Source organism: Olsenella sp. DNF00959 (assembly GCF_001553055.1).
GTDB classification, from domain to species: Bacteria; Actinomycetota; Coriobacteriia; order Coriobacteriales; family Atopobiaceae; genus Olsenella_I; species Olsenella_I phocaeensis.
Genome location: NZ_KQ960133.1, coordinates 219,602 through 237,508 on the forward strand (window position 1 = coordinate 219,602; position 17,907 = coordinate 237,508).

Here is a 17,907-nt window from a genome sequence, read left to right on the forward strand (position 1 = left end):
ATGACGCCGGACGTGGCGACGGACGGGGACGGAAGATCGTCCCGACGGGCGCGCGCCGGGGAAGGCCCTCCTCGCCCGCCGCCGATGACGCGCGCGGCCGCATGGCTCGCAATCCCGGGCAGGACGCCCGGGCCGCATCCTTCCCCGCCTCCCGCCCGGACGCGAGTGCCACGGGGCGCGAGGCGGGAGGAGGCCTGGGCGGGCTGGCCGCGTCTGCCGCCCGCAGGCTGTCCTCCCTCAGGGGGTTGGACCCCTCGGACGTCGCAGACTCCGCCCGCAGCTTGGGTACTCGCCTGCTGGGGCACAAGGTGGCCCTCGTCGTCCTGGTCGTCCTGGTCGTCGTGGCAGCCTCGCTCTATGGTCCCGTCAAGGGCTATTACGCCGCGCGTCGCAGCGGCGAGGATTTGCAGAGGAGGTACGACGAGCTGAGCGAGAAGAACGACTCGCTCCAGGGCGACCTCAAGAGCCTGACGTCCAAGGAGGGCATCGAGGACGAGGCGCGCAAGCGCGGGTACGTCCAGGAGGGCGAGACCAGTGTGACCGTCGAGGGCTTGGACAGCCAGGGGAAGGCCGACCCCTCCGCCCCGGTCGAGTACCAGGACACGCGTGCGTGGCCCACGAAGGCCCTCGACTTCGTCTTTGGCTACGACCCGGAGGCAGTATGGGACGAGTAGCCTGCATCGATGTCGGCACGGTGACCGCGCGCCTCGCTGTGTGCGACGTCGAGGGAGGCCGCGTGAGGCGCATGGCCAAGACCTCGACCATATGCAACCTGGGCGAGGGCCTCTCTGCAACCGGCAGGATCGGCGATGCCGCCAGGGCGCGCGTCCTCGACTGCGTGGACCGCTACCTCGCCAACGCCCGACAGGCCGCGGCGCGGGTCGTCTGCTGCACGCTCACCTCTGCCGCGCGGGACGCCTCCAACTCGGCCGAGCTCGAGGGCGACCTCGTCGCGCGTGGCCTCCTGCCCGAGGTCATCGCCGGCCGCGTCGAGGGCTCGCTTACCTTCCTGGGCGTTGCGCAGGACTTCCCCGACGAGCGGATTCTGGTGGCGGACAACGGCGGCGGCTCCACCGAGCTCGCCGTGGGCAGCCTGGGTGAGAGGGGCCTGCGCCTCGAGGCCGTGACCTCGGTGGACGTGGGGTGCCGCCGCGTGACCGAGCGCTTCCTGCCAGGGGACGGCCCGGCGTCCGACGACCAGGTCGCTGCCGCCCGCGCGTTCTGCCGCGGACCCCTCGAGACGGCGTTCGAAGGTGAGGGCCTGCGCGACCGTGCCAGTCGCCTGGTGGTCACGGGTGGCACCGTGACGAGCCTCGTCGCCGTGCGCGACGCCCCCGTGCCCTACGACCCCCTGCGCGTGCATCTGAGCGAGCTTGGCCGCGATGACGTGGAGTCGCTCGCCGTGCGCATCGCGGGACTCTCGCTGGGCGAGAGGGCCGAGCTTCCGGGGCTTCAGCCCAAGCGCTCCGGCGTGATCCTGGGCGGGGCCCTGGCCGTGGTGGAGCTCATGGGCGTCGCGGGCTTCGACCGCCTCACGGTGAGCGAGAGCGACCTTCTCTTCGGCCTTGCCATATGCGCCGAGGCGACACGCACCGGCGCGGAATCGCCCCTGGGCTGGCACCCGCGCCTCGCCCCGCTGCGCTAAGATGCCCTTGTCGCGTGGGCCGCATCGAGCTGTCCGCGTCCGCTGGACCTTGGGGGCGTGGCGGAATTGGCATACGCAGGGGACTTAAAATCCCTCGCCGAAAGGATTGTGGGTTCGAACCCCACCGCCCCTACCAGCCAGCCGCCGCCGGTGGCCGGATTCCGCGAACGGGCGTCTTGCCGCCTTGCGCGAGGCCCCTCTCCCCGGCACTCTCCCTTTTTTCATGGGCTTGGCTTGGATGGACTATCCTGTACACGATTTGCCTGTACAGTAGTTGTCCTGTATACGACCTATCCATGTCATGGACCAAAGCGAAAGAGGGATCCCGTGAGAGAGCAGCGCTTTGGGTTTCCGACGCTTCCTGACCCCCTTGCGGCAGACGCCAGCTGCAATCTGACCCAACCAGCGCTTGCCTCCGAGGGCCCCCTGCACGTCCAGCTCGCCTCGGCGCTGCGCCAGGCCATCGCCACGAAGGAGTGGCGGCAGGGCGACGCCATCCCCTCGGAGTCCGAGCTCATGGCCCGCTACGGCCTCAGTCGCGGCACGGTGAGGCGTGCCATCCGCACGCTGGTGGAGGAGGGGCTGCTCGTCAGTCGCAAGGGGAGCGGCACCTTCGTCACCGAGGGAGGGCTTGCCAGGCCCAGCGTGCTGAGGCCCCTCTCGTTTGCCACCCTCCTGCACGAGCGTGGCGTGGCCTACGTCACCGACGTGCTGGCCAAGGAGGTCGTCGAGGCTCCTCGCAGCGTGGCCGGCGAGCTGGGAATCGCCCCCTCCGCCCCCGCGCTCTTCATGCGCCGCGTACGCTCGTCGGCCGGCTCGCCGCTACTCTGTCAGGAGAGCTGGTCCAACCTCTGCGCCTGTCCGGGCCTCGAGGCCTCGGACTTCTCGCGCGAGTCGCTCTTTGACGCTGTCGAGCGCTGCTCGGGGCGCAAGATCCTCAGGTCCAGCGTGCGCTACCTGTCATGCCCGGTGGACGAGGAGCATGCCGGCTACCTGGGCTGCGACGACGGCGAGCCCATTCTGGTCCTGGAGCAGAACATCCAGCTCGAGGATGGCACGCCCATCGAGTGGAGCCTCACCTGGCTGGGGCCGGGGCAGTCCGTGGCGGGCATATCGTTCCAGGACGACGGCGCGGTGCTCCTGGGCGGCATGCCGCCCGCGGACGCCTCCGACGGGCGGGCGCTGCGCCGCAGGCTCGAGCTGGGCGCGCTCGACGTGCGTCGTGGCGTGGCGCGGATCGCCCATCGCTACCCCGACACGCCCTTCCACATAGGCGGTGCCCTCTCCATGGCCGAGCTCGTGGCAGTCCTTCTGGGCGACGTGATGCGGACGGGGCGCGACGGGACCCCCTGGGAGCGGCGCGACCGCCTGGTCGTCTCGAAGGCGCACTGCTCGGTGGCGCTCTATCCCGCCATGCTCGCGGCGGGCCTCATCAGCCAGGACGACCTGGACCGCGGGCTCTTCGGCCCCGACGCCGTCCTGTTCAAGCACCCCCACCGCGACCCCTCCCGGGGGATCGAGACCTCGGGCGGCAGCCTGGGCATGGGGCTGGGCTACGCGGCCGGCCTCGCCCTGGCGATCAGGAGGCGCGGGCTCGACTCGCGCGTGTTCTGCGTGGTGGGCGACGGAGAGTGCGATGAGGGCTCCATATGGGAGTCCGCCGGCTTCGCCGCGTTCAGGCGCCTGGACAACCTGACGGTGGTCGTGGACGCGAACGGGATGCAGCTGGACGGCTCGACCTCGGACATCCTGGACAACGGTCCCATCCAGCGCAAGTTCGCCTCCTTCGGCTTCGAGGTCTGCGAGGTGGACGGCCATGACGTCATGGCGCTGCGGGCAGCCCTGAGGGCACGCTCGGCCCGGCCTCGCGTCGTGGTGGCGCGCACGGTGAAGGGCAAGGGCCTCTCCTTCGCCGAGATGAGGGTGGAGTGGCACGACTGCGCCCTGGACGACGAGCTGTACGTGCGTGCCATGGAGGAGCTGGACGCCCGCGAGAGGGAGATCTGCGATGAGTGAGAGAGGCGCTGGCATGCCGGTTGGGGGCGCGGGCGAAGGCATTGGCCTCGTCTCGCCCGAGGAGGCGGCGCGCTTCGCCGGCATGTCTCACAAGGCGGTCTTCGGCGAGGTGATGGAGGGGCTCGCCCGTGGCGGCGACGAGCTATCCGTCGTGGTGTCCGACTACGGGCGCCGGCTCAACCTGGGCGGCCTCCGCGAGCTCTGCCCCGAGGCCTTCGTGCAGTGCGGCATCGCCGAGCAGAACCAGATCGAGGTCGCGGCCGCCCTGGCCAACGAGGGGTTCTGCACCTTCGCGCCTTCGTATGCGACCTTCATCACGGCGCGCGTCCTGGACCAGATCCGCGTGAACCTGGGCATCATGCGCTCGCCGGTGATGCTGGTGGGCGTAAGCTGCGGCTGCGACTCGGCGATCCTGGGGGCGAGCCACATGGCCCTGGAGGACGTCGCCTGCGTGCGGTGCATCCCCGGCATGGTGGCTGCGAGTCCGGCGGACAACGCCGAGTTCGCGGCGGTGCTGCGCTGGCTTGCCGCCAACCCGCGTCCGGCCTACGTGCGCATGAGCGAGCCCCTGGCCAATCTGCATCCCGACGGCGTGGACTCTCTCGAGGGACTGGACGCGCTGCGTGGGGCGGAGAGCCCCGACGTCGTGATGGTTGCGAGCGGGACCATCGCGGCGACGGCGGTGAGGGCCGCGGAGGCCTTGGCGGCACGGGGCGTCGAGGCGCGCGTGCTCGACCTGCTGATGGTGAAGCCGCTCCCTGGGGAGTCGCTGCTGCGGCAGGTCGCCGGCGCGCGCCTGGTGGTGACGCTTGAGGAGCACAGCGTGGTGGGGGGTCTGGGCGGAGCCGTCTCGGAGCTCCTCGCCGAGCGTGGCCTGGGCGTGCCCCTGCTCAGGCTGGGCATGCCGGACGCATACCAGGCCGCCGACACGAGGGAGAGGGTCCTCTCGCTTTGCGGCCTGGACGTCGAGGGTGTGGCGGCGTCCGTGCTCGGGCGCCTGGCGTCGCTGTAGCGGTGGTGGCCTGGCGGTGCGCCCGCGGCTGGTTGGGCTGTAGGGTGCCGGCGGCTCGTCCGTTGGCATCGGATGAGAGGGACTGACGGTGCGATTAGTGTGCACAAACTGGGAAATGCAAAAATATTGCAACTAGTTACCTGGGATTTTTTTCATAATGCACCAAGTTTGTGTACACTAGTTTGCCTGGATGGACGCTGACGCAGCCTCGAGGCGCACTGCATCGCCGCCAGCCTCCCGCAACCGGAATGTGACCAGAGGCGCAAAAAGTCGAGCCCGCCGGCAGCTGCCAGGCGGGCTCGCTTCGCTTGCGATGGTGCCCCCAACGAGACTCGAACTCGTGTCGTCGCCTTGAAAGGGCGATGTCCTGACCGCTAGACGATGGGGACGCGGGCCAAAGTATAGCAAAGTCGCAGGCGCGTCCCCTCCGCGTCCCCGTCTACCAGTCGTAGCCGGTCTTCCGCGCATAGTCGCGCGCCGCGCCCTCGATCTCGGGAATGGCCTCCGCCCAGGCGGGCAGGTCGGGCACGTCCACGATGACGGGGTCGGCCTCGTGGACGGCCAGCGACGCCTCCTCGTAGCTGTAGGGCTGCGCGCAGGGCCGGTCGGGCATGTAGGTCTCCTTGAGCACGGGGCGGAGCAGCGCATAGGCCGCCCCCTCGCTCAGGCGGCTGTAGCCCAGGAGCGCGCGCCGCGCGGCACCGAGGCGTCCCAGCTTGTAGAGGAGGATCACCCTGCTGAGGGCCGACCAGGAGTCCCCCCTGCGACCGAGCCTGGCGTCGAGCGCCTCGAAGCCCTCCTCGTCCTCCAGGCGCGCCAGGGCGAGCGCGCTGGTGTGGCGCGCGCCGAGGAAGTCCGATGGCGCGTCGCGTAGCAGTCCCTGCGCCCACTCGTCCGCCTTGCGGTAGCGGGCGGAGTCGAAGAGCGCCCTCACGATCGCCGCGCGCACGCGCAGGCGGGGGCGGGCAAACACGTCGTCCCAGGCGTCCGCAGCGCCCCCGTCGGACCAGGACGGCTCGGGCGAGTCGTCGAGTATGTCCAGCAGCAGCTCGAGGTAGGGGTCGACGTCCAGGTCCCGCGCGATGGCGTCCAGGAGCCGGGCATCCGTGCACTGTGGGTCGACCGCAAGCGCGGCCGCGCAGTCCTGGCGCATGCGCGCCATGCGCCGCTGCCGCGTCTGCAGGTAGGCGTCATCGTCCAGGAGGTCGTCGTCCTGGAGCGACGCGTCGTAGCGCTCCAGGGCCTTCTGCACCAGCAGCAGGGCCTCGTCGCCCTTGTCGTCCATGAAGGAGCTGGGGTCCTCGCGCACGGCGAGGAGGAGCTCCGCGTACCCGCTGGACGAGAGCCCCAACGCGATGCTGCGCTTCTGGGCGAGCCTGAGCACAAGCTCCTCGTGCGCGTCCACCTACTCCGCCTCCCTGCCGACGCCCCACTCGACCTCGTCGGCAAACACGTGGGCGCGCTCGTCGTGGCCCAGGCGCCCCAGGCATTCCTCGCGCAGCCACGCGCCCAGGGCACCGCGCCCTTCCTTGTCGCGACCCTCCTGCAAGAGGACGGTGCCCTCGGATATGGCCAGGATGAGTTCGTCCTCGCTCCTAGGCTGCGTGACCAGGCGAGAGAAGACCCCATCTGGGAGCTCGCGCTGTATGGCCAGGGCCGAGAGGGCGTTGGGATGGGTCTCGGCGAGCCTCGTGATGGCGTCGCGCGCGCCGACCAGGTCGTGGCTCTTGTAGGCAAGGGCGATGCGCGCGAGCTGCGTCCAGGCGTCCTGCGTCGCGGGCATGCCGCGCCGCGCCTCGATCTGGGCGCCCTTTCGACAGAGCTCCTCGAGCCCCTGCTCGTCCTCGACCTTCGCAAGGGCGATGAGCGCGGTGTACCTCACGTCCGCCTCGTCGTCGGGATCGATTCGCATGAGCTCGCGGGCGATGTCGATGGCGTCCTTGTTGCGGCCGCAGATGACTGCCTTGCTCGCCTGCATGGCGCGCCAGCGGATGAAGGGCCGCAGGGCCAGGTTGGCGGCGATCCTGCCGCGCTCCCCGCCCTCGCGCTTGAGCGCGTGCTCGTGCTGGCGCAGGCACCATGCGCGCACGTCGTCGCCCTCGGTCCTGAGGAAGTCATAGTAGCCGTCGAAGGAGGCGATCTGTGACGCCTGCTGCATGCGCAGGGCGTCGAAGCAGTGCTCGTCGAGGAGAAGAGCCTCGTCCAGGAGCTCGTGGCCTTTCTTGATGAGCTCGAGGGCCTTGTCGTCGTCCGAGAAGGGAAGCTCGTAGTCTATGACCGTGGTGGCGCGCGCGACGAGGCCGAAGGCGCGGTCTGCGTCGTCCTGCGGGAGCGAGTCGCGGTCCTGCGAGAAGCGGCGGCCGAATCCGGCGAAGGCCCTCGCCGCGGCAAGCGGGCCCATGCGGTCGGCGCTGCGCATGAACTGCAGGCTCAGACGCTGGTAGTCCTCCCTGTTTGGCTCGTATGCCAAGCGTGCCTCCCTTGCCTCTTCTCCCGGGTCCGAGCCCGGGAGCTGGTGCGACAATCGTAGCGGAGCGCGTCCCGCGGCGCGCGTGACGGCTGCGGCGAGCGTGGCCTGTTTGGGCTGTTATGGGGGAAGGTGGCCGGGCCTCTCTCTCGCCCAGGCATGAATATAAATGTACAGTAAATACTGGTCATTCAATTTTGTCAATACATGTAGGTAAAATATTCAGCAATCGGGCCTTAAAAGTAGACAAGTGGTTTCGTATATCCAATTTTATTTCATGCAGGTATCCTCAGGAGGATATGGGGCTGAGCCAGTTCGCGTGCGACAGTCTGCGCGCCGCGTGGCACAGGGCCTCTCTAACCATCGCGGCCCCGCGGGGGCGGGGCCAGTTGAAGGAGGAGAGTTTATGGGACGTTTCACCAATCCGCGTGATCTGTACTTCGGCGAGGGAGCCCGCCACGAGGTGAAGAACCTCAAGGGCTCCAAGGCCATCATCGTCTCGGGCGGCAGCTCCATGCGTCGCGGCGGCTTCCTGCAGGACGTCGAGGCGGACCTCAAGGAGGCCGGCTTCGAGGTTGCCTTCTTCGAGGGCGTCGAGTCCGACCCCTCCGTCGAGACCGTCATGAAGGGCGCGGCGGCCATGACCGAGTTCGGCCCCGACTGGATCATCGCCATCGGCGGCGGCAGCCCCATCGACGCAGCCAAGGCCATGTGGATCAAGTACGAGTACCCCGAGTGCACCTTCGAGGACATGTGCAAGGTCTTCGGCCTGCCCGAGCTGCGCAAGAAGGCCCACTTCTGCGCCATCAGCTCCACCTCCGGCACCGCGACCGAGGTCACCGCGTTCTCGATTATCACGGACTACCAGAAGGGCATCAAGTACCCCCTCGCCGACTTCGAGATCACGCCTGACGTTGCCATCGTCGACCCCGAGCTCACCTACACCATGCCCGCGAAGCTCTGCTCGCACACCGGCATGGACGCCCTGACCCACTGCATGGAGGCCTACGTCTCGACCGTCGCCTCCACCTTCACCGACGGCCCCGCCCTCCACGGCATCCGCGAGATCACCACGTGGCTGCCCGTCTCCTACACGGGCGACAAGGTGGCGCGCCAGCACATGCACGACGCGCAGTGCATCGCCGGCATCGCCTTCTCGTCGGGCCTGCTAGGCATCGTGCACTCCATGGCCCACAAGACCGGTGCCGCCTTCAGCGGCGGCCACATCATCCACGGCTGCGCCAACGCCATGTACCTGGGCAAGGTCATCCAGTACAACGCCAAGGACGAGCGCGCCGCCGAGCGCTACGCCTTCGTTGCCAAGGAGATCCTGCACCTCGAGGGCGAGACCAACGAGGAGCTCGTCGCTGCCCTGGTCCAGTACATCCGTGACCTCAACGACAAGCTGGACATCCCCCAGGCCATCAAGAACTACGGCGAGGGCGGCGTGAAGTCCGAGACCTCCATCATCGACGAGAAGGAGTTCCTCGAGAAGCTCCCGACCGTCGCGGCCAACGCGATCGCTGACGCCTGCACCGGCGCCAACCCCCGCCAGCCGTCCCAGGAGGACATGGAGCAGCTCCTCAAGTGCGTCTACTACGACCTGCCCGTGGAGTTCTAGTTCCCGTTCCACAGAGTCGAGCATTTGGGTCCCGTCGGTCTTCCGGCGGGACCCTTCTTTCTGGCGGGGGGCACCGCAGTGCGTGCCGTCATGACGCGCGCAATCATGCGGGCGAGAGTGGCGTGCCACCTTGGCCGGGCGTCAGCCCCAGACGCGACGGAGCTCGGTGCCCTCGGTGCTGAGGCTCACGACGAGGCGGCTGCGGTCGCCGGGCTCGATGAGCACTGAGGCCTCGAACGCGCGTCCCGTGGTGTCGAAGGAGGTCCTGAGCACCCTGAGCGCCGCGCTGCCCGCCCTGACACCCAGGGCCTTCGCCTCGCGTGCGTCGAGGCAGACCGCCTCGTAGCTCTCCTCCGCTCGGGCGGGCAGGGCCCCCGAGCCCTGAGAGATGAGCGCATAGAGGGAGGTCGAGAGGTCCTCCTCGCTGAGGTTCGGGCAGAGCTCGCAGGGGACGTAGGCGATGGCGAGCTGCAGGGGGAGGTCGTTGCCCAGGCGCAGGCGTCTGATCTCCCACACGGGCGTGCCCTCGGCAACGCCGAGCCTGCGGGATATGCCGCCCGAGGCCTCGCGTCGTCTCAGGCCCAGGAGCCGCGACGCGGGCAGGAGCCCCGCAGACTCCATCTCGGACGAGAAGTTGAGGGGGACGCTGCTCTCACCGCGTGTCGTCTCTGGCCTCACAAAGGTTCCGTGGCCCCTCCTGCGCACGACACGGCCCTCGTCCACAAGGTCCTTGAAGCAGCGACGCACCGTCGCGCGAGAGAGGCCGAAAGCCTGGCAGAGCTGCATCTCGGTGGGCAGCGGTGTCGTCTCGTCGAGGGAGCCGCTGGCCATGAGCTGCAGCATGCGTTGCTTGAGCTGCTGGTAGAGGGGCAGCTGCGAGCTGTCGTCCAGGGGGCTGGATGCGATGGCGGCGAGGTTGTCCACGAGCTCCTCTCCCATGATTTGAATATATGTACGGTACATACGAACAAATAACGAGACATATCCTACATCCCCAGGCCGGGGTGGTACATTCCCGTCAGCAAAAGTACGGTAGGTGCCGTACAAAGAGACAAGAGAGAGGACATGCCATGAACCCCAGCAAGAAGGCGGCGGAGATGAGCGAGCGCGAGCTCGCGAGCTACATCGACCAGTCCGTGCTCAAGCCCGAGTTCACCGTGGAGGACATCAAGAAGTACAGCCAGGAGGGCATCGACTTCGGCTGCAAGACCATCTGCGTCAACCCCGCCTCTCTGGACATCGTCGCCCCCATGGTCAGGGGCACCAAGACGGGCATCTGCGTCGTGTGCGACTTCCCGTTCGGTCTCTCCACCACGGCGTCCAAGGCGCTCCAGGCCGAGGAGTACTGCAAGAACTACGAGATCGAGGACCTGGACATCGTGGCGAACTACGGTCGCCTGCGCTCCGGGGACCTCGACTACGTGACCGCGGACATAAAGGCAGTCGTCGACGTCTGCCACAGCTACGGCACCAACGTGAAGGTCATCGTCGAGACCGACTCCCTCACCATCGACCAGGTAAAGGCTGGCACGCGCTGCGCCGTGGCCGCGGGCGCCGACTTCATCAAGAGCTCGACCGGCTTCTACACGGGGGGCGAGCAGCGCGGCGCGACCAACGAGGTCGTCGCGGCGATGATCGAGGCGGGCGAGGGCAGGATCAAGGTCAAGGGCTCCGGCGCCATCCGCACCCGCGAGCACTTCCTCGAGCTCATCGACATGGGGATCGACCGCATGGGCGTGGGCTACCGCTCGACGCCGGTGGTGCTGGGCATGAGCGCCGATGAGGCGAGGAAGCTGGGGTAGGATCCAGCTGCGGTGGCGTCGGGCGGGTCTTGGCGCCACCGAGGTGGAAAGGCGTATGTAGCCCGTAGGTCGTCCGGCTCCATGAGGGGAGAGGCCATGTGCCGCGAAGTCGAGTTCGATGAGCTTGGGGATGGCAGCGCAAGGACAGGGGGACCATTGGTCGTGCACGTGCTCTCTGACGCGCTGGGCGAGACGGGGCTTGCGCTCGTGAGGGCCGCCGCGATCCAGTTCAGGCGCGAGAGCGTCGTCGTCTCTCGCCTAACGCATGTCGAGGGCATGGAGGAGGTCCGCCGTTACCTGGATCGCTACGTTCCAGACGGCAGTGCGACGGTGCTCTGCCACACCATACTCGACGAGGGACTGCGCGAGGAGCTCCGCCAGGAGGCGGAGGAGCGCGGCATGGCGACGGTCGACCTCCTGGGCCCTTCCCTGAGCATGCTGGAACGGCTTCTGGGCGAGGCTCCGATGGACGTGCCCGGCCTCGTCGTGGAGCGCGAGAGTAGGCTCGTCCGTAGCATCGACGCACGACGGCTCTAACGCCGGGACATGCCGGGGGAGTGACGAGGTGGCAGAGATGGCCGCAGTTCAGCTGGCTCACGACATGAACGTTCTAGCGAGGTTCCTGGGAAGGTGTGACGTCCCCACGCTGACCCGGGACGCCCTCCAGGGGCGCTATGGCTTCGCCCAGGCCGACGTGATGGCGCTCTTTGGCGGGAGCATCCTCGCAGGCGGGAACGTGCTGGCGGCGGCGATGCGCGCGGACGTCGCGAAGGCCTACGTGATCGTGGGTGGGGCCGGTCACACGACCCAGACCTTCCGTGAACGCGTGCGCGGCCTCTGCCCCGACCTCGACTTCGAGGACGACGCCTGCGAGGCGGACGTCTTCGCCGCGTACCTCCGCACCAGGCACGGGCTGGAGGCGGACCTCCTCGAGCGGCGGTCAACCAACTGCGGAAACAACATCGGCTACCTGCGCGAGCTCCTGGACGAGAGGGGCGTTCCCTGTCGCTCGCTGATACTCTCGCAGGACGCCACCATGCAGTTGCGCATGGAGGCCATCGCACGGCACGACTGGCCGGACGTACTTCCCGTGAGCTATGCGACCTATGCGACGCGTGTTGTGGCGCGAGGCACGGACCGCATGAGCGAGGCGGCCGATCCTCTCGCCTGCCTGGACTTCGAGGAAGAGCCTCTGGGAATGTGGGGGCTGCGGCGCTACCTGACCCTGCTTATGGGGGAGCTGCCCCGCCTGACTGACGACGAGGGCGGTTACGGCCCGCGTGGCAGAGACTTCCTGGTCCATGTGGACGTGCCGACCGAAGTCCAGGAGGCGTTCAGGCGCCTGCGCGAGGAGTTTCCCGACTGCGTGCGCGTCGCCAATCCCAAGTTCGCGTAGCGCCGTCGCGTGGCAGCAGACCGCGTAGGAGTGGCTCAAGCACCCCATGGCGTCATGTGACTCTCGCACGAGACGAGAATGATGCGAGCGCGGCCATTGCGAACCTGCGCGTATTACAAAGCCCCTCGCACGAAATCGAATTCGTGCGAGGGGCCCTCGTCTACTTATGCCTGACGCTTGAGTTCCAGGAGCGTGCGCATGGCCTGGCAGAAGCCGTCGGTCGAGTCCTGCGCCGACACGAAGGCGTTGCCCGCACAGGCCAGCGCCGCCTGTGCCTTGGGGTTGTTGATGCCGTTGCGCATGAGCAGGAAGGTGCCCACCTCGCCTGCCATCGCGCAGTCTGCCGGGGAGTCCCCGCAGGCCAGGACCTCGGCCGGGTCCCAGCCCATGAGCTCGACGTAGCGCCTCGTGGCCGAGCCCTTGTCCAGGCCGCGTGGCGTGATGTGGTAGGTGTGCACGTCCTCGACGCGCCCGCCCTCGAAGCTAGGCAGGATGGTCTTGCCCGTGATGCGCGTCACGAAGCCGTTGTCTGCCAGGTAGAGGGGTAGGCCCGTCTCGTCCAGCATCGCCTGCGCCTCGTCCTCGATCACGGCCCCGCGAAGCGCCACCGTGACCTCGCGGTACTGGTAGCCGATGTTGTTGTCGTTGTAGGTCTCGAGGCAGTCGTACCAGCGGGCAAGCATGCGATCCACCACGCCCGTCTCCATGATCAGGTCGTGCGGGGTCTTGCCGCAGTCCTCATCGTAGGGCATCCGCGCCGTGAAGTAGTGCCACTCAGCGTCGGCCCCCTCGTGCAGGCAGAGCACGCCGCCCATCTCGCCAATCCAGCCTGGCAGGCCCAAGATGCGCGCGTCCTCGCGGATCATGGCTCGGTTGCGTCCGGTGCAGGGAATCACCTGGACGCCGGCGCGTCGCAGGTCGACCAGGGTCTGCGCGAGCTCGGCGGAGGGGGTCCCGTCCGTGGTCGAGAGCGCCTGTCCGTGGCTCACCATGGTGTTGTCGGTGTCGCTGATCACGTATTTTATGCGAGAGAGGCGCTCGGCCATGGGGTCTGGGACCTTGCTGGCGTCGACGGGGAAGGTGGGGAGCGAGAGGGCAGTGGGCATGGCGGTCCTTTCTCGGCCTGCGTTCGTCTTGTGGGAGGGTTGAGCTAGCCGCGGCCCGTCCGCGCCGTGCGTGCGGCGACGGCCCGCTCGAAGAGGGTCGCGTCGGTCTCGCAGGGAATGAAGGAGTCCCCCTCGTGCTGGCGGGTCTCGTCTCCCTTCGCGAGGAGGCATACCACGGCCCCGCGTGGGCTCTGGAACGCCCGTTCGACCGCACGCCCAATGGCGTGCGGACGGTTGACGATGACCTCGAAGTCCTGGCCCTCGGGTGTGGCCGCGGCCATCTGGGCACAGATCTCCTCCACGGGGTCGTGCGCTGGATCCTCCTCCGTGTAGACGACGAAGTCCGCCCAGCGCGCCGCCTCCTCGGGGAGCTCCCGGCGCCGCTCGTAGGCCTTGCCTCCCGGTGCGCCGAAGACGGCGATGACCTCGCGGCCGGGGTACTCCTTGGCCACCGAGGCGAAGAAGCGCTGGTACGAAAGCTTGTTGTGGGCGTAGTCCACGATGCCGGTGATGTGGGGGTCCGACGTGCGCAGGAGCTCCATGCGACCGGGGACGCGCACGTGCGCAAGGCCAGCCTTGACCTGCTCTTGCCCGATGCCCAGCACCTCGCAGGCGGCGATGGCGCAGAGGGCGTTCTCGGCGTTGAAGAGGCCCGCCATGCCCACCTCGACCTCGCCCTCCCAGCTGGGGGTGTGGACGAAGAGGCGAATTCCGGAGTCGGAGGGGCGCGGGTCCCTACACCATACGTCGGCGTCGGAGCCGGCGGCATCCCCGTCTGCGAGGAAGGTCACGACACGCTTGCAGCGGCCCGCCGCCGCCAGGACCTCGTCGGCGTGGTCGCTCCCCAGGTTCACGACGGCCACCCGGGCCTGCTCGAAGATGCGCAGCTTGCTCGCGAAGTAGTCCTCGAAGCTGGGGTGCTCGCGCGGCGATATGTGGTCGCGGCCTATGTTGAGGAAGCAGGCGACGTCGATGCCGAGCCCCACGACGCGCTCGTACTTCAGCGCCTGGCTCGAGACCTCCATGGTGAGGTAGGGGAGCCCGCTTTGCGCCGCGTTGGCAACGTGGCGCCAGAGGTCGGGCGGCTCGGGAGTGGTGTTGACGCTCTCTGCGTCCTCGATGCCGTCGAAGGTGTCGATCGAGCCCATGATGGCGCTCTGGGGCGTGTCGTGGCACGCGTCCAGGATCGCCCGGAGCATGTAGGCCGTCGTGCTCTTGCCCTTGGTGCCAGTGATGCCCACGACCTCAAGCTTGTTGTCGGGGTGGCCCCAGCAGGCAGCGGACGAGAGGGCCATCGCCGTGCGGAGGCCGTCGTCGCGCACGACAAGCGCGGAGACGTGCGGCGCGACTGCCGCGAGCTCGTCCGCGCGGGAGTCATCGCAGAGGTAGGCCACACACCCGGCCTCGAGCGCCTGCTCAAGGTACGCCGGCTTGAAGGCGGCGCCCTTGCAGACGAAGAGGTGGTCTGGCCCGGCGAAGCGGGAGTCGCAGTCTGCCCCGGTGAGCGAGACGGACGCAGCGTCAACGGACTGCGGGCCACGTGCCAGCAGTCCGTGGTCGCGCAGCAGGGACGCGATGGATTTCACTGTGGCGTTCATGCCTGACAGTATACGACGCGAATGGTCGGGAGGAACCCGCGGGCGAGGTGCGACGCAGGCCATGGCGCCTGGCGTGCGCCTCCCGAGCAGGTGCCGCGTGGCCCCTCCGTGCTACACTTTGCCCCTACGGGCGATTGGCGCAGCGGCTAGCGCAGGTGCCTTACACGCACAAGGTCGGCGGTTCGAATCCGTCATCGCCCACCATCGCATCCAGGACGGGCCCCGCGGGGCCCGTCGTCATATGGGGAGGAACCATGGGAGCATCCGGTGCGTACGAGCTCGTCCGTGCGAACGGCCGTGCCGACGACCAGCTGAGGTCCGTCACGCTCACGCGCGACGTCATGAAGAACGCGGACGGCTCCTGCCTGGTGGAGTTTGGCGACACGCGCGTGCTCTGCGCCGCGACGGTGGAGGAGGGCGTGCCGGCCTGGCGCAAGGGCCAGCATGCGGGCTGGGTGACCGCCGAGTATGCCATGCTCCCCGCGGCGACCAACACGCGCGGACGCCGCGAGTATCGCGGGCGCAAGGGGCGGTCGATGGAGATCGAGCGCCTGGTGGGGCGCAGCCTCAGGGCGGTGTGCGACCTGGGGAGGTTGGGCGAGTACACCGTGACCTGCGACTGCGACGTCATCCAGGCGGATGGCGGCACGCGCACGGCATCCGTGACCGGGGCCTGGGTGGCTCTGCACGACGCGCTGAGGTCCTACATGGAGGCGGGACGCATCTCTCGCCTGCCCCTTACCGGCCAGGTGGCGGCAATAAGCATGGGGCTCGTCGGGGGCAGGCTGCTGCTCGACCTCGACTACCCCGAGGACTCGCACGCACAGGTGGACATGAACCTGGTCGCCACGGGTGACGGCGGGATCGTGGAGCTGCAGGGCACCGGCGAGCGCTCCACCATGGACCGCGACCAGCTGAACGGCCTCCTCGACCTCGGGCAGGCGGGAATCGCCCGCTTGGTCGAGCTGCAGCGCAAGGTGACGAACTTCGGCGCATAGGGGAGGGGCCCGGGGCGGATGCTGCGCCGGCTCTGCAAATCAGGGAATCTCAACGTTGAAAATCAGGGAATCTCGACTCGAAAAATCAGGTATAGTTGCAGTTAAACGAAGCGTATATCTATCCTGATGGTAGGAGGTCAACGGCTTGATTCCCCGAGACATCTCGCGGGCCATCAGAGAGGCGCTGGGAGAGTATCCAGTGGTGTCGTTGACGGGCGCCCGGCAGACGGGCAAGAGCACTCTTCTGAGGAGCATGCTTCCCGACTGGACCTATCTCTCGCTCGAGGACCCTGACCTGCGTGCGCTGGCTCGGGACGACCCGCGAGACTTCCTCGCCCGTCATGCCCGCCACGTGATTCTGGATGAGGCGCAGCGCGTCCCCGAGCTCTTCTCCTACCTCCAGACAGTCGTCGACCAGACCGGTGACGCCGGTCAGTTTGTGGTCTCTGGCTCCCAGAACTACCTCCTGCTCGAGCAGGTGTCCCAGAGCCTGGCGGGTAGGGTGGCGCTCGTGACCATGGCACCGTTGACGCGCGCCGAGCTGCTGGCGGCCAGGCCGGGAGACCTGTCGGCGCCAGAGAAGGGCGCGCGCCTCCTCGACGCCGTTCGCAATGACAGGTGGGCTTGGGTGCTGTACGGCGGCTATCCGCGACTGTATGACTACGGAGTGCATCCCGCGCGGTACTTCGCCGACTACGTACGGACTTATGTGGACCGTGACGTACGCGAGGAGCTGCGCGTCCTCAAGCTGGCCGAGTTCGAGCGCTTCATGGGGTTGTGCGCCGCACGTGCGGGGGAGCTGATCAACTACTCGGCCCTGGCAAGTGACGCTGGGGTCGACGTGAAGACTGCGAAGTCGTGGATCTCGGCCCTGAGCGCCAGCAACATCCTGTTCGAGCTTCGGCCTTACAGCTCGAATGCCAATGCACGTCTCGTAAAGTCGCCCAAACTCTATTTCATGGACACAGGCCTCCTGTGCCACCTGCTGGGAATCGACGACACGGAAGCGCTGGCTGCATACGCGAAGCGTGGCAACGTCTTCGAGAACGCCGTCATTGCCGAATACGCCAAATGCGTGCAGTCGTCGAGGGGACGGCTACACGCGTCCTTCTACAGGACCAGCGGCAGGGACGAGGAGATCGACCTGGTCATAGAGAGGGGCCTCACGCCCTTCGCGGCGTTCGAGGTCAAGTCGAGCGCGACCTACAACTCGAAGTTCTTCAAGAACGTGAGTTCCGTGGGAGAGGCCCTTGACATACCCCCCGAGCGACGTGGCGTCATCTACAACGGCGACCAGGTCATGGTGGGAGGCACCCGCGGCCTGCTCATCACGCCCGACCAGATTCCAGACGTCGTGGACGAGAGCATCTTCGGCTAGCCTTCGAGCGGCGCGCCCTACGTGACGTTGGAGGTGCCGCACGCGACGGACCAACTCCCAAAGGAGGACCACATGTCGGATGTAGCAGACGCAGGAAGCCTGGACCCGGCCACCACGATCGTGGTGGCCACGGGCAACGCGCACAAGCTCACGGAGATAGAGGCAATCCTCTCCCAGAGGCTCGAGGGATATCGCTTCGTGGCCCTGGGCGAGCTCGGCGACTTCCCTGACCCCGTCGAGGACGGTGAGGACTTCTTTCAGAACGCCCTCATCAAGGCGCGTGCCGCCTTGGACGAGACGGGCCTCTCCATGGCCGTCGCCGACGACTCCGGGCTCTGCGTCGATGCGCTCGGCGGCGCCCCCGGAATCTTCTCCGCGCGCTGGGCGGGGGAGCACGGGAACGACGACGCCAACAACGACAAGCTCCTCGCCGAGCTTACGGACGTCCCCGAGCGCGAGCGCGGCGCGCACTTCCACTCCACTGTGGTGCTGGTCGAGCGCGACGAGGACGGCGAGGGGGTTCTCCGCGGCGACGGCGACGTGCCCGGGACCATCGGCTTCGAGCGCCGCGGAGCCAACGGCTTCGGCTACGACCCGCTCTTCAACGTGGCGGAGCTCCCCGGCAAGACCATGGCCGAGCTCCTGCCCGAGGAGAAGAACGCCATTTCGCATCGCTTCCACGCCCTCATGGACCTCGCGGCGAAGCTCTAGTCCGTTGTCGCGTCGGGCGGCGCGCCAGTCGCCGCCGTCCACGCCGCCGGCGCGCCCCACCCTCCGCATGCCGAGCGCTTCCTGGGGTCCGCAACCGCCCTTTCTATAATGTCCTTGTCCAAGGGCGCGGGCCCGCGCGCCGCCGCACAACGTGAGC

The 17,907-nt window shown here is 68.0% G+C and carries 16 protein-coding genes and 3 tRNA genes; 13 read left to right on the top strand and 6 right to left on the bottom strand.

The features are described 5' to 3' along the window. Positions 1-101 precede the first annotated feature (101 nt). The 5 genes from HMPREF1868_RS07830 (at position 102) to HMPREF1868_RS07850 (ending at position 4,673) form a co-directional block, all read left to right on the top strand. Complete coding sequence (locus HMPREF1868_RS07830; RefSeq protein ID WP_197414981.1) at positions 102-674, top strand: septum formation initiator family protein; 573 nt, start codon at positions 102-104, stop codon at positions 672-674. After that, positions 662-1,645, top strand: a complete 984-nt coding sequence (locus HMPREF1868_RS07835) for a Ppx/GppA phosphatase family protein (RefSeq protein WP_062531583.1) — start codon at positions 662-664, stop codon at positions 1,643-1,645. The genes HMPREF1868_RS07830 and HMPREF1868_RS07835 overlap by 13 nt, the downstream gene beginning before the upstream one ends. A gap of 51 nt (positions 1,646-1,696) precedes the next feature. Next, positions 1,697-1,781 (top strand) — tRNA-Leu (locus tag HMPREF1868_RS07840). Between the two features lie 191 nt (positions 1,782-1,972). Further along, positions 1,973-3,661: a UTRA domain-containing protein gene (locus HMPREF1868_RS07845; RefSeq protein ID WP_062531584.1), complete on the top strand. Its 1,689-nt coding sequence runs from the start codon at positions 1,973-1,975 to the stop codon at positions 3,659-3,661. A 13-nt stretch (positions 3,662-3,674) separates the two neighbouring features. Next, the gene (locus HMPREF1868_RS07850) at positions 3,675-4,673 is read left to right on the top strand and encodes a transketolase family protein (RefSeq protein WP_062531585.1); all 999 of its coding nucleotides are present in this window, start codon (positions 3,675-3,677) and stop codon (positions 4,671-4,673) included. Positions 4,674-4,987: 314 nt separating this feature from the next. Here the strand turns inward: HMPREF1868_RS07850 and HMPREF1868_RS07855 are convergent. The 3 genes from HMPREF1868_RS07855 to HMPREF1868_RS07865 all read right to left on the bottom strand — a co-directional run bounded on the left by HMPREF1868_RS07855 (position 4,988) and on the right by HMPREF1868_RS07865 (position 7,143). After that, positions 4,988-5,062, bottom strand: a tRNA-Glu gene (locus HMPREF1868_RS07855). 50 nt (positions 5,063-5,112) lie between these two features. Further along, positions 5,113-6,078 (bottom strand): hypothetical protein, encoded by a 966-nt coding sequence (locus HMPREF1868_RS07860; RefSeq protein WP_062531586.1) that lies wholly within the window; start codon positions 6,076-6,078, stop codon positions 5,113-5,115. After that, positions 6,079-7,143, bottom strand: a complete 1,065-nt coding sequence (locus HMPREF1868_RS07865) for a hypothetical protein (RefSeq protein WP_062531587.1) — start codon at positions 7,141-7,143, stop codon at positions 6,079-6,081. 403 nt (positions 7,144-7,546) lie between these two features. Here HMPREF1868_RS07865 and HMPREF1868_RS07870 point away from each other — a divergent pair, with 403 nt between their 5' ends. After that, positions 7,547-8,761 (top strand): iron-containing alcohol dehydrogenase, encoded by a 1,215-nt coding sequence (locus tag HMPREF1868_RS07870; protein WP_062531588.1) that lies wholly within the window; start codon positions 7,547-7,549, stop codon positions 8,759-8,761. 141 nt (positions 8,762-8,902) lie between these two features. Here HMPREF1868_RS07870 and HMPREF1868_RS07875 read toward each other — a convergent pair whose 3' ends face one another. Then, positions 8,903-9,685, bottom strand: coding sequence for a GntR family transcriptional regulator (locus HMPREF1868_RS07875; RefSeq protein ID WP_062531589.1), 783 nt, complete (start codon positions 9,683-9,685; stop codon positions 8,903-8,905). 146 nt (positions 9,686-9,831) lie between these two features. On the opposite strand from HMPREF1868_RS07875, the gene deoC reads away from it, so the two are divergent. From deoC to HMPREF1868_RS07890, 3 genes are all read left to right on the top strand, one after another. Then, positions 9,832-10,563 carry a deoxyribose-phosphate aldolase gene (deoC, locus tag HMPREF1868_RS07880; protein WP_062531590.1) on the top strand — a complete coding sequence of 244 codons (732 nt, stop codon included), beginning with the start codon at positions 9,832-9,834 and terminating at the stop codon, positions 10,561-10,563. A 96-nt stretch (positions 10,564-10,659) separates the two neighbouring features. Then, the gene (locus HMPREF1868_RS07885; RefSeq protein WP_197414982.1) at positions 10,660-11,100 is read left to right on the top strand and encodes a kinase/pyrophosphorylase; all 441 of its coding nucleotides are present in this window, start codon (positions 10,660-10,662) and stop codon (positions 11,098-11,100) included. 37 nt (positions 11,101-11,137) lie between these two features. Continuing rightward, positions 11,138-11,959: an ElyC/SanA/YdcF family protein gene (locus HMPREF1868_RS07890; protein ID WP_062531592.1), complete on the top strand. Its 822-nt coding sequence runs from the start codon at positions 11,138-11,140 to the stop codon at positions 11,957-11,959. A 164-nt stretch (positions 11,960-12,123) separates the two neighbouring features. Here HMPREF1868_RS07890 and HMPREF1868_RS07895 read toward each other — a convergent pair whose 3' ends face one another. Both HMPREF1868_RS07895 and HMPREF1868_RS07900 read right to left on the bottom strand, forming a co-directional pair. Then, on the bottom strand, positions 12,124-13,065 hold the full coding sequence (locus tag HMPREF1868_RS07895) for an HAD family hydrolase (protein ID WP_062531593.1): 942 nt from the start codon (positions 13,063-13,065) through the stop codon (positions 12,124-12,126). 44 nt (positions 13,066-13,109) lie between these two features. Then, a complete protein-coding gene (locus HMPREF1868_RS07900; RefSeq protein WP_231782279.1) occupies positions 13,110-14,651 on the bottom strand; it encodes a Mur ligase family protein in 1,542 nt (513 codons plus the stop codon). Between the two features lie 140 nt (positions 14,652-14,791). Between HMPREF1868_RS07900 and HMPREF1868_RS07905 the strand changes: the two genes are divergently transcribed. From HMPREF1868_RS07905 to rdgB, 4 genes are all read left to right on the top strand, one after another. Continuing rightward, positions 14,792-14,867 (top strand) — tRNA-Val (locus HMPREF1868_RS07905). A gap of 50 nt (positions 14,868-14,917) precedes the next feature. Continuing rightward, complete coding sequence (rph, locus tag HMPREF1868_RS07910; protein ID WP_062531595.1) at positions 14,918-15,661, top strand: ribonuclease PH; 744 nt, start codon at positions 14,918-14,920, stop codon at positions 15,659-15,661. A 145-nt stretch (positions 15,662-15,806) separates the two neighbouring features. Continuing rightward, positions 15,807-17,039 carry an ATP-binding protein gene (locus HMPREF1868_RS07915; RefSeq protein WP_009278369.1) on the top strand — a complete coding sequence of 411 codons (1,233 nt, stop codon included), beginning with the start codon at positions 15,807-15,809 and terminating at the stop codon, positions 17,037-17,039. A gap of 72 nt (positions 17,040-17,111) precedes the next feature. Beyond that, positions 17,112-17,750, top strand: coding sequence for an RdgB/HAM1 family non-canonical purine NTP pyrophosphatase (gene rdgB, locus HMPREF1868_RS07920; RefSeq protein WP_062531596.1), 639 nt, complete (start codon positions 17,112-17,114; stop codon positions 17,748-17,750). Positions 17,751-17,907 lie beyond the last annotated feature (157 nt).

Excerpts from the sequence above, each read along its gene's own strand:
- rdgB (WP_062531596.1), top strand. The coding sequence starts at position 17,112 with ATGTCGGATGTAGCAGACGCAGGAAGCCTGGACCCGGCCACCACGATC.
- deoC (WP_062531590.1), top strand. The coding sequence starts at position 9,832 with ATGAACCCCAGCAAGAAGGCGGCGGAGATGAGCGAGCGCGAGCTCGCG.
- HMPREF1868_RS07835 (WP_062531583.1), top strand. The coding sequence starts at position 662 with ATGGGACGAGTAGCCTGCATCGATGTCGGCACGGTGACCGCGCGCCTC.
- HMPREF1868_RS07830 (WP_197414981.1), top strand. The coding sequence starts at position 102 with ATGGCTCGCAATCCCGGGCAGGACGCCCGGGCCGCATCCTTCCCCGCC.
- rph (WP_062531595.1), top strand. The coding sequence starts at position 14,918 with ATGGGAGCATCCGGTGCGTACGAGCTCGTCCGTGCGAACGGCCGTGCC.
- HMPREF1868_RS07885 (WP_197414982.1), top strand. The coding sequence starts at position 10,660 with ATGTGCCGCGAAGTCGAGTTCGATGAGCTTGGGGATGGCAGCGCAAGG.
- HMPREF1868_RS07890 (WP_062531592.1), top strand. The coding sequence starts at position 11,138 with ATGGCCGCAGTTCAGCTGGCTCACGACATGAACGTTCTAGCGAGGTTC.
- HMPREF1868_RS07870 (WP_062531588.1), top strand. The coding sequence starts at position 7,547 with ATGGGACGTTTCACCAATCCGCGTGATCTGTACTTCGGCGAGGGAGCC.
- HMPREF1868_RS07895 (WP_062531593.1), bottom strand. The coding sequence starts at position 13,065 with ATGCCCACTGCCCTCTCGCTCCCCACCTTCCCCGTCGACGCCAGCAAG.
- HMPREF1868_RS07850 (WP_062531585.1), top strand. The coding sequence starts at position 3,675 with ATGCCGGTTGGGGGCGCGGGCGAAGGCATTGGCCTCGTCTCGCCCGAG.